The organism is Methylobacterium tarhaniae (genome assembly GCF_001043955.1).
Classification (GTDB): domain Bacteria; phylum Pseudomonadota; class Alphaproteobacteria; order Rhizobiales; family Beijerinckiaceae; genus Methylobacterium; species Methylobacterium tarhaniae.
Genome location: NZ_LABZ01000015.1, coordinates 1 through 10,031, shown reverse-complemented (window position 1 = coordinate 10,031; position 10,031 = coordinate 1). Strand labels below are relative to the sequence as shown.

General features: G+C 71.0%; 10 protein-coding genes and 1 pseudogene. 9 read left to right on the top strand and 2 right to left on the bottom strand.

The window, feature by feature from the left end; translation table 11 throughout:
• Both VQ03_RS32630 and VQ03_RS02500 read left to right on the top strand, forming a co-directional pair.
• Window positions 1-152: pseudogene (locus VQ03_RS32630) on the top strand (glutamate 5-kinase); the annotation flags it as partial.
• A gap of 1 nt (window position 153) precedes the next feature.
• Entirely contained in the window at window positions 154-678 is a 525-nt protein-coding gene (locus tag VQ03_RS02500; RefSeq protein WP_048449281.1) for a P-loop NTPase family protein, read from the top strand.
• 136 nt (window positions 679-814) lie between these two features.
• Here the strand turns inward: VQ03_RS02500 and VQ03_RS02495 are convergent, their stop codons facing one another.
• Complete coding sequence (locus VQ03_RS02495; RefSeq protein WP_048449280.1) at window positions 815-1,027, bottom strand: hypothetical protein; 213 nt, start codon at window positions 1,025-1,027, stop codon at window positions 815-817.
• A 333-nt stretch (window positions 1,028-1,360) separates the two neighbouring features.
• On the opposite strand from VQ03_RS02495, the gene VQ03_RS02490 reads away from it, so the two are divergent.
• From VQ03_RS02490 to VQ03_RS02475, 4 genes are all read left to right on the top strand, one after another.
• On the top strand, window positions 1,361-2,794 hold the full coding sequence (locus VQ03_RS02490) for a homospermidine synthase (protein WP_048449279.1): 1,434 nt from the start codon (window positions 1,361-1,363) through the stop codon (window positions 2,792-2,794).
• 112 nt (window positions 2,795-2,906) lie between these two features.
• Window positions 2,907-3,473: a Uma2 family endonuclease gene (locus VQ03_RS02485; RefSeq protein WP_048449278.1), complete on the top strand. Its 567-nt coding sequence runs from the start codon at window positions 2,907-2,909 to the stop codon at window positions 3,471-3,473.
• Between the two features lie 14 nt (window positions 3,474-3,487).
• On the top strand, window positions 3,488-3,835 hold the full coding sequence (locus VQ03_RS02480) for a hypothetical protein (RefSeq protein ID WP_048449277.1): 348 nt from the start codon (window positions 3,488-3,490) through the stop codon (window positions 3,833-3,835).
• A gap of 4 nt (window positions 3,836-3,839) precedes the next feature.
• Window positions 3,840-5,264, top strand: a complete 1,425-nt coding sequence (locus tag VQ03_RS02475) for an amidase (RefSeq protein WP_048449276.1) — start codon at window positions 3,840-3,842, stop codon at window positions 5,262-5,264.
• Window positions 5,265-5,422: 158 nt separating this feature from the next.
• On the opposite strand, the gene gltX is transcribed toward VQ03_RS02475, so the two are convergent.
• Window positions 5,423-6,769 carry a glutamate--tRNA ligase gene (gene gltX / locus VQ03_RS02470; protein WP_048449275.1) on the bottom strand — a complete coding sequence of 449 codons (1,347 nt, stop codon included), beginning with the start codon at window positions 6,767-6,769 and terminating at the stop codon, window positions 5,423-5,425.
• An 89-nt stretch (window positions 6,770-6,858) separates the two neighbouring features.
• Here gltX and VQ03_RS02465 point away from each other — a divergent pair, with 89 nt between their 5' ends.
• The 3 genes from VQ03_RS02465 (at window position 6,859) to VQ03_RS02455 (ending at window position 9,921) form a co-directional block, all read left to right on the top strand.
• The gene (locus VQ03_RS02465; RefSeq protein WP_342586441.1) at window positions 6,859-7,896 is read left to right on the top strand and encodes a mitochondrial fission ELM1 family protein; all 1,038 of its coding nucleotides are present in this window, start codon (window positions 6,859-6,861) and stop codon (window positions 7,894-7,896) included.
• A gap of 31 nt (window positions 7,897-7,927) precedes the next feature.
• Window positions 7,928-8,920 (top strand): thioredoxin-disulfide reductase, encoded by a 993-nt coding sequence (gene trxB / locus VQ03_RS02460; RefSeq protein WP_048449274.1) that lies wholly within the window; start codon window positions 7,928-7,930, stop codon window positions 8,918-8,920.
• A 110-nt stretch (window positions 8,921-9,030) separates the two neighbouring features.
• On the top strand, window positions 9,031-9,921 hold the full coding sequence (locus tag VQ03_RS02455; RefSeq protein ID WP_048449273.1) for a LysR family transcriptional regulator: 891 nt from the start codon (window positions 9,031-9,033) through the stop codon (window positions 9,919-9,921).
• Window positions 9,922-10,031: the final 110 nt, after the last annotated feature.

The following is a 10,031-nucleotide window of genomic DNA, read 5'->3' as shown; positions in this document are numbered from 1 at the left end:
TCCCGGTGCACCATCGCGGCCTCGTCGCCTATGACAGCGAGGATGCGGCGCGGATCGTCGGGCGGTCGAGCCGAGAGATCGAGGCGGTGCTGGGCTATCCGGGCCGGGCCGCGATGGTGCACCGGGACGATCTGGCGGTGGTCGGGGATTGAGGTGAGGCGGATCAACATTCTCGGCAGTGCCGGGAGTGGAAAATCCACTCTCGCCCGCAGGCTCGGCGAAGTGTTGCATCTACCGATCATCCATCTAGACCAGCTGTTCTGGGGGCCGGGATGGAAGAAGGCCGACAAAGCGGTCTTCCGACAGCGCGTCGAGCAGGCGGTGCGCGGAGATGCGTGGATTTGCGAGGGCAACTACCCCTCGCAGACGTTCGCACTCCGCATGCCGCGCGCCGAGCTGACTGTCTGGCTCGATATTCCACGCCTGATCTGTGCCCTGCGCGTCGCTCGGCTAAGCATGCGAACCACGGACAGGCCCGACCTGCCGGCAGGATGTCGCCAAGGGAACGTGAAGAACGCGGTCGAACTCGTACGGGACGCTTGGCAGTTCGACGCCCAGCAGCGTGCGCGAATCGAGGCGGAGTTTGCCCATTGCAGCGCGGCAAGCACGATCACGCGCCTCAGAAGTGGGGACGAAATCGCCGATTTCCTGTCGAGCGTCCGGGCGCACCATCGCTGATGCGATACGGCCGATGCGCCCTGCACCGAAGCATTGCCCCAAACACCAAGAAGGCGCCTGAGGGGCGTTCACCGCCCCTGGCGCCTGCTTGATGGAAGCATCGTCGGCCTCGCCCCGGCGGACCGGGGCGGCGCGATCAGCAGAAGTACTGGCCGATCCGGCGCTCGAGATCGTCGGTGATCCGGCCGCCGTTGGTCTCGACGTACTCGCCGATCTGGCGCTCCAGGCGGCGCTGATTGGCGGCGTGGACCGCGTGGACGATGCGGCTGACGAGGGTGAGGATGCCGGGCTCCATGTCGGAGCGCTCCTCGACCGGGGAGATGAGAGAGTGGGTGATGACCGCGAGCATGAGGATCTCCTGAGAGTGCGCGCGGGCGTTTCCGATGTTCTTGTTGCAACGCAATATGGATGCTGCCGCGCTGCACACAAGCGCGGCGGTTGCAGCGGGCCCATGCGAATCCGGCATGCCGAATCCGGCGGCGGCGTTAACCCGGCGGTTACGCTTGCGCGTTGCTGACCAACGGGTTGACCGGGGTTGACCCCGGGGACCCGACGCGTCAATCAGCCGTCGCGTGCCCCGTCGCCCGCGCGTCATGCTGGCCTGCTAGGCGAGCCGACCGACTGAGGGGATTTCCCCGCGGGCGGGCACACCGCCAACCACAACCCGGAGACCTTGAGCGCCATGACCGACTGGCCCGTCCACGGCCGCATCAGCGGCCCCATCGTGATGATCGGCTTCGGCTCGATCGGCCGGGGCACCCTGCCCCTGATCGAGCGCCACTTCACCTACGACAAGGCCCGGTTCACGGTGGTGGAGCCGTCGGACGCCCACAAGGCGCTCGCCGACAAGCACGGCCTGCGCTTCGAGCAGGTGGCGCTGACCAAGGACAACTACCGGGAAGTGCTCACCCCGCTCCTCACCGAGGGCGGCGGCCAGGGTTTCTGCGTCAACCTCTCGGTCGACACCTCGTCGCGGGACATCATGGAGCTGTGCCGCGAGATCGGCGCGCTCTACATCGACACCGTCGCCGAGCCGTGGCCGGGCTTCTACTTCGACAAGAATGCCGGCCCCGCCGACCGCACCAACTACGCTTTGCGCGAGCAGGTGCTCGATGCCCGCCGCCGCAAGCCCGGCGGCCCGACCGCGGTGTCCTGCTGCGGCGCCAATCCCGGCATGGTGTCGTGGTTCGTCAAGCAGGCGCTCCTCAACGTCGCGGCCGATCTCGGCCTGCAGACCCCCGAGCCGAAGACCCGCGAGGAATGGGCCGCGCTGATGCGCGAAACCGGCGTGAAGGGCATCCACATCGCCGAGCGCGACACCCAGCGCGCCAAGTCGGAGAAGCCGCAGGGCGTCTTCGTCAACACCTGGTCGGTCGAGGGCTTCGTCTCCGAGGGCAACCAGCCGGCGGAGCTGGGCTGGGGCACCCACGAGACCTGGATGCCGGAGAACGGCCGCACCCTGCCGAACGACGCCCCGGCGATCTACCTGCTCCAGCCCGGCGCGGATACCCGGGTGCGCTCCTGGACCCCGACTGCCCAGGCGCAGTTCGGCTTCCTCGTCACCCACAACGAGGCGATCTCGATCGCCGACTACTACACGGTGCGCCAGGACGGTAAGGCGGTCTACCGGCCGACCTGCCACTACGCCTACCATCCCTGCAACGAGGCGGTGCTGTCGCTGCACGAGATGTGGGGCCAGGCCGGCAAGGTACAGGAGAAGCAGCACATCCTCGACGAGAACGAGATCGTCGACGGCATCGACGAACTCGGCGTGCTGCTCTACGGCCACGGCAAGAACGCCTACTGGTACGGCTCGCAGCTCTCCATCGAGGAGACCCGGGCAATCGCCCCCTACCAGAACGCCACCGGCCTCCAGGTGACCTCCGCCGTGCTCGCCGGCATGGTCTGGGCGCTGGAGAACCCCGAGGCCGGCATCGTCGAGGCCGACGAGGTCGATTTCCGCCGCTGCCTCGAGGTGCAGACGCCGTATCTCGGTCCCGTGGTCGGGGTCTACACCGACTGGACGCCGCTCTCGGGCCGCCCGGGCCTCTTCCCGGAGGACATCGACGAGAGCGATCCCTGGCAGTTCCGCAACGTGCTGGTGCACTGCGCTTAAAACGCCCACCGACGCGGCATCGCGCCCCTTGTTCGGGCGCGGTGCCTCGCCGCCGCAGGCTGTCGCCCGTCTCCGCCCGGTGCTACCATCGTGGCGGTGACAGGGAGCCGTCATGTCGCTCGCGCTCAGGCGCGCCCCGCGGATGCGGGTCGCCGACTTCATCGAAATGATCCGCGACCGCCCGGACGAGGAGCGCTGGGAGCTTCTCGACGGCGAGGCGGTGCTGATGGCGCCGGCCAGCGAGCGCCATAACCAGATCTCCATGAATCTGGGGCGCCAGCTGGGGGCGCTGGCCGATAAGCTAGGCTGTCGAGCCTTGGCCGGGATGGCCGTGCGCAACGACTTCGTCGACGACTTCGCGCCGATCCCGGACATCATCGTCCGCTGCGGCCCACTTCTTCCTGATGGCTACGCCCGAGATCCGCTGATCGTCGCCGAGGTACTGTCGCCCTCGACCATGAACAACGACCGGGGCCGCAAGGCCGAGTTCTACCAGGGCCTCCAGACCCTGCGCGCCTACCTGATCGTCTATCAGGATGAGCCCCGGGTAGAGGTCTGGTCACGTGGGAACGGCCCGGACTGGTCGCTGCGCGTCCTCGGCCGCGACGCCACGATCCCGCTGCCCGATCTCGGCGGGGAGATCCCCGTCGCCGCCCTGTATAACGGCATCCCCCTCTGACGCCCGAGCCGCCCTTGCCCCATTTCGACGAATTCTACGCCAACAAGCTGCGCGGCACCCTCGGGGTGACCGACGCCGAATCGGTGCTCGACCTGCGCGGTGCGCCTCGCCCCCAGGCCGAGGCCTCGCTCACCGACATGCTGGAGCGCAGCCGCTTCGCCAAGGGCAAGGCGGTGGCGGTGCGCCTCGACGGGCCGGTGCCCGGCGGCGGCGAGACCCTGTTCCAGCCGATCGGCCGCCTGCTCCTCGACGCCAAGCGCCGCGGCTGGATCGATCGCCTCCAGACCCTGCCGTCCCAGGACGGGCTCGGCTTCTACGTCGCCCTGGCCGGACGACCCGACAAGGCGTCCGAGGCGCGCTGACGCGATGGCGCCCGAGCCCCCGGCACCTCGCTCCTCCGCCGCGAACCCCGCCGACCTGCCGGCCACCGAGCTTCTGCGCCTCTATGCGAGTCGCGCCCTCTCGCCGGTCGCGGTGACGCAGGCCGTGATCGCCCGGGCCGAGGCCGCCGAGCCGCGCCTGCATGCGCTCTACGCCTTCGTGCCGGACAAGGCGCTGGCGGCGGCCCGCGTCTCGGAGGCGCGATGGATGCGCGGTGAGGCCCTGCCCCTCGACGGGGTGCCGGTCACCATCAAGGAGAACATCGCGACGAAGGGCGTGCCGATGCCCCTCGGCACGGCCGCCCGGGACGACGCACCCCCGAGCGCGGGCGACGCGCCGGCCACCGCCCGCCTGCGCGAGGACGGCGCGGTGATCCTCGCCCATACGACCATGCCGGATTACGGCATGCTGTCCTCGGGGCTGTCGAGCTTCCATCCCCTCACCCGCAACCCCTGGGACCTGACCAAGGGCCCGGGCGGCTCCTCGGCCGGCGCGGGTGCGGCCACGGCTGCGGGCTACGGCCCGCTGCATCTCGGCACCGATATCGGCGGCTCGATCCGGCTGCCCGCCGCGTGGTGCGGGGTCGTGGGCCTCAAGCCCAGCTACGGCCGGGTGCCGCTCGATCCGCCCTATTACGGCCGCTGCGCCGGGCCGCTCACCCGCAGCGTCGCCGACGCGGCCCTGATGATGCGGACCTTGAGCCGCCCGGACGCGCGCGACCCCACCGCCCTGCCCCCGGCGGACCTGTCCTGGCTCGACCTCGACGGGCTCGATGTGGAGGGCCTGCGGCTCGGCCTGGTGATGGAGGCCGGGGCCGGCCTCCCGCTCGATCCGGCCAACCGTGCAGTGATCGAGGCGGCGGCACGCCTCCTCGGCGAGGCCGGCGCGATCGTCGAGCCGGTGCCGCCCTTCCTGACACAGGCCATGCTCGACGGGCTCGACCTGTTCTGGCGCCAGCGCGCCTCCCTCGACATCGAAGCCCTGGACGAGGCGCGCCGCGCCCGGGTGCTGCCCTTCATCCGCGACTGGGCCGCGGGCGGGCGTTCCTTGAGCGGCGCGATGGTCTTCCACGGCATGAGCCAGATGGCGGCGATGCGCGACGCGGCGCTGACGGCGATCCGGCCGTACGACTTCCTGATCGGCCCGGTCTCGCCCAACCCGCCCTTTCCGGCCGAGCACGCCTCGCCGACCAACGACCCGGCCCGGGCGATGGCCCACATCGCCTACACGGTGCCGTTCAACATGTCGGAACAGCCGGCGATCTCGGTCCCGGCGGGTTTCACGCCGGACGGGCTGCCGGTCGGCCTGCAGATCGCCGGGCGGCGCTTCGACGATGTCGGGGTGCTGCGCCTGGCACGGGCGTTCGAGCGGATCCGGCCGGCGCTTCGGCCGTGGCCGGTGGAGGGGTAGGTCGCCGGAGAAAAAGCTGACGCGGCGCGGCCGACACCCTCTTGGCCATTCCGGGCTCCGCTCCGCGGCCCCGGAATGACGATGGACTGTGCAAGGTCGGCCGGCGGGATCCCGCAGATGACGGGATCACGCAGAAGACTTGCGCCGGAGCCCCGGGCTCAAGCCGCCTCCCCCTTCAACCGCGCCATCGCCTTCTCCCGCCCGATCAGCGGCAGCAGGCCGGCGAGGTCCGGGCCGTGGTCGAGGCCGGTGAGTGCGAGGCGCAGGGGCAGGAACAAGGCCTTGCCCTTGAGGCCCGTCGCATTGCGCACCGTCTCCGTCACCCGTTTCCAGGTGGTGGCGTCCCACGGCTCCGGCGGCAGCGCGTCGCGGGCGACGGCCAGCAGATCCGGCGTTTCGCCGGTCACCGGCGTCACCGGGCCCTGCACCACCCGCCACCACTCGGCGGCGTCCGACACCCGGGTCAGGTTCGCCCGCACCACATCCCAGAAGGCTTGCGCCCGCTCCGGCGCGACGCCGAGGGCGGCGAGGCGCCCGGCCACCGCCGCGTACGGCAAGCCATGCACGACCCGGGCGTTGAGCCCGTCGAGCTCGTGCTCGTCGAACTTCGCCGGCGCCCGCGAGACGTGGGCGAGGTCGATCAGCGAGGCCAGCTCGTCGAGGTCGGAGACCGGCCGCACCGCCTCGGCCGATCCGGTCAGCACCGCGAGCGCCGCGACGGCCATCGGCTCGTAGCCGGACTCGCGCAGGCCCCGCAGGGAGAGGTGGCCGAGGCGCTTCGACAGCCCCTCGCCGCTCGCCGTGGTGAGCAGGTTGTGGTGCGCGAAGACCGGCACGGTCGCGCCGAGGGCGGTCAAGATCTGGATCTGGACCGCCGTGTTGGTCACGTGGTCCTCGCCCCGGATCACGTGGGTCACGCCGGTCTCGGCATCGTCGACCACCGAGGGCAGGGTGTAGAGGTAGCTGCCGTCCTCGCGGATCAGCACCGGATCGGACAGGCTGTCGGCCTCGACGTGGCAGGGCCCGCGCACGAGGTCGTCCCAGGTCACGGTGCCGGGATCGAGGCGGAAGCGCCAATGCGGCCGGCGCCCCTCGGCCTCGAAGGCGGCCCGCTCCTCCTGCGTCAGCTTCAGGGCGGCGCGGTCGTAGACCGGCGGCAGGCCGCGGCCGAGCTGGCGCCGGCGGCGGCGCTCCAGCTCCTCCGCCGTCTCGTAGGCCGGGTAGAGCCGGCCGGCCGCCTTGAGGCGCTCGGCCGCCGCGTCGTAGATCGCGAGGCGCTCCGACTGGCGAAAGGTCCCGTCCGGGACGATGCCGAGCCAGGCCAGATCCTCCCCGATCGCCGCGGCGAACTCCGCCGTCGACCGCGCCGTGTCGGTATCGTCGAGGCGCAGCCAGAACTGCCCGCCCTGCCGCCGGGCGAACAGCGCGTTGAACAGGGCCGGCCGGGCATTGCCGATATGGAGGAAGCCGGTGGGCGAGGGAGCGAAGCGAACGACGGGTGCCATGCGGGTCCTCGTAGAGCATCGGCGGAGCGCGGCGCAATCGGGTGAAGGCCCGAACTCATGACGGACCTTGCGCAGGATGGGCCTCGCGCTTGACAGACCTTGCCCCGCCGCCGCATCGCGGGCTCGTGGCCCATCCGTCCAGCCCCTTGCCCTCCTCCCTCCTGCCGGCCGGCACCACGGCCTGGCTGATCACCGACGGCAAGGCCGGCGACCTCGCACCCTGCCGCGGCCTCGCCGAGGCGCTCGGGGCGGCGGCGGAGGAGCGGGTGGTCGCGCCCCGTCCGCCCTTTTCCTGGCTTGCTCCCCGCGGGCCGGCCGATCCGCGCGAGCGGGCGCTCGCGCCTCCGTTCCCCGATCTCGCCATCGCCACCGGCCGCCGGGCGGTGCCGGCGCTCCGCGCGGTGAAAAGCCGCTCCGGCGGCAGGACCTTCACGGTGTTCCTGCGCGATCCGCGCATCGGCCCGCGGGCGGCCGACCTGATCTGGGTGCCGGCCCACGACGCCCTGCGCGGCCCCAACGTGATCGTGACCGAGACGGGCCCGCACCCGGTCTCGCCCGACCGCCTCGCCGCCGCGCGGACGAACCCCGATCCGCGCCTGGCCGCCCTTCCCTCCCCTCGCGCGGCGGTGCTGGTCGGCGGCGACAGCCGGCACGGGCGCTTCTCGGACGAGGACGCGCAGGCCCTGCTCGCCGGGCTGGAGCGCCTGGCCGGAGAGGCGAGCCTGATGATCACCGCCTCCCGGCGCACGCCCGGCCGCTTGCGGGCGGCGCTCGCGGAGCTGGCCCGCCGGCGCGGCGGCTTCTTCTGGGACGGGAGCGGCGAGAATCCCTATCTCGCCCTGCTGGCCCTGGCCGACACGATCGTCGCGACGGCCGATTCGGCCAACATGGTCACCGAGGCCTGCGCCACCGGCGCTCCGGTCTTGCTGTTCGAACCCCACAACCTCTACCGTCGCCACGGCACGCTGTTCGAGGCGCTGAAACGGCACGGAACTGTGCATCCTTTCGCCGGACGGGTTGAAGCGTTGCGGTCCAAGCCCTTAGACATGACACTCGCGATCGCGCAGGCTGTGGCGAATGCCTATATCGGGCATCGCGATGCGCTCGCCCGCCATACGGTTCCTTAGAGCCGGACCGGCGGCAGCCCCGGAGACCCCTATGTCCACGACCCCGCAGGCTCCCCAGCACGAGAAGCTCGTGATCATCGGTTCCGGCCCGGCCGGATACACCGCAGCGATCTACGCCGCCCGCGCCATGGTCGAGCCGCTGCTGATCTCGGGCTTCCAGCCCGGCGGCCAGCTGATGATCACCACCGACGTCGAGAACTATCCGGGCTTCGCCGAAGCGATCCAGGGCCCCTGGCTGATGGAGCAGATGCGCCTCCAGGCCGAGCATGTCGGCACGCGGATCGTCTCGGAATACATCGCCAAGGTCGATCTCGCGCAGAGGCCGTTCCGGCTCGAGGCGGATTCCGGCGCGGTCTTCACCTGCGACGCGCTGATCATCGCCACCGGCGCCCAGGCGAAGTGGCTCGGCCTGCCCTCCGAGGCGAAGTTCCAGGGCTTCGGCGTCTCGGCCTGCGCCACCTGCGACGGGTTCTTCTTCCGCAACAAGGAGGTCGTGGTCGTCGGCGGCGGCAACACGGCGGTTGAGGAGGCCCTGTACCTCGCCAACCTCGCCTCCAAGGTCACGGTCGTGCACCGCCGCGACACGTTCCGGGCCGAGCGCATCCTCCAGGAGCGCCTGTTCAAGCACCCGAATGTCGAGGTGGTGTGGAACCACGCGGTCGAGGAGATCTGCGGCCGCGACAAGCCGGCGCCCTCGGTCACCCATGTCCGCCTGCGGGACACCCGCACGGGCGCGATCACCGAGCGCAAGGCCGACGGCGTGTTCGTCGCCATCGGCCACCAGCCGGCGACGGCGGTCTTCGAGGGCCAGCTGCCCTTCCGGGCCGGCGGCTATCTCGAGGTGCAGCCCGGTACCGCCATGACGGCGATCCCTGGCGTGTTCGCGGCGGGCGACGTGACCGACGACGTCTACCGGCAGGCGATCACCGCCGCCGGCATGGGCTGCATGGCCGCCCTCGAGGCGGAGAAGTACCTGGCCAACCTGGCGATCGGCGAAGAGCCGCGCCGGGCCGCGGCCGAGTAGGCGAGACGTACCGGGGCCGGGGATGAGCCCCGGTTCCGGCCTTGTGGTGTTCGCTCTGAACTCACCGGCTTATCCGAGCCGGCCGGGGCTCTGGCGAGGGGTTGACGGCCGTGGACTGGGACAAGATCCGGATTTTCCTCAACGTCGCCGAAGCCGGCAGCTTCACCAAGGCGGGCGACGATATCGGGCTCAGCCAGTCGGCGGTCAGCCGCCAGATCAGCGCCCTGGAGCGCGAGCTGAAGGCGCCGCTGTTCCACCGCCACGCCCGCGGGCTGATCCTGACCGAGCAGGGCGACCTGCTGTTCCGGGCGGCCCGGGACATGAAGATGCGGCTGGAGACCACCCGGGCCCGCCTCGTCGAGACCAGCGAGCGCCCGTCCGGCGACCTCAAGGTGACGACGACCGTCGGCCTCGGCACCGCCTGGCTGTCGCAAAGGGTGGCCGAGTTCCTCGACCTGCACCCGGATGTCCGCGTCGAGCTGATCCTGACCAACGAGGAGCTCGACCTCGCCATGCGCGAGGCCGACGTGGCGATCCGCCTGCGCCGCCCGGCCCAGCCGGACCTGATCCAGCGCCGGCTGTTCACCGTGCACTACCACGTCTTCGCCTCGCTCGAATACGTGAAGCGCTTCGGCGAGCCGAAGACGATCGACGACCTCGACAAGCACCGCCTGGTCTCCTTCGGCGGCGACCAGCCCTCCTACCTGATGGCGACCCACTGGCTCGCCACCGTCGGGCGCGAGGGCCGCGAGCACCGCACGATCCACTTCACGGTCAACAACATCTCGGCCCTGCAGCTGGCGGTGGAGACCGGCGCCGGCATCGGCATCCTGCCGGACTACGTCGCCGACGGGAACGAGCAGCTGGTGCAGGTCCTGCGCGACTACGAGATGCCGAACCTCGAGAGCTATCTCGTCTATGCCGAGGAGATGCGGACGGTCGCCCGCGTCCAGGCGTTCCGGGACTTCCTGGTCGCCAAGGCGCAGCGCTGGACGTACTGAGCGGGGGGGGGGCGCCCGTCCCGCCTTGCGCAGGGATGCGCCGTCCATCGTTCACGACCCAGCAGGTTGCGCGGTGCGGGAGCGACGGCCGAGAGCATGAACCCTCCCCC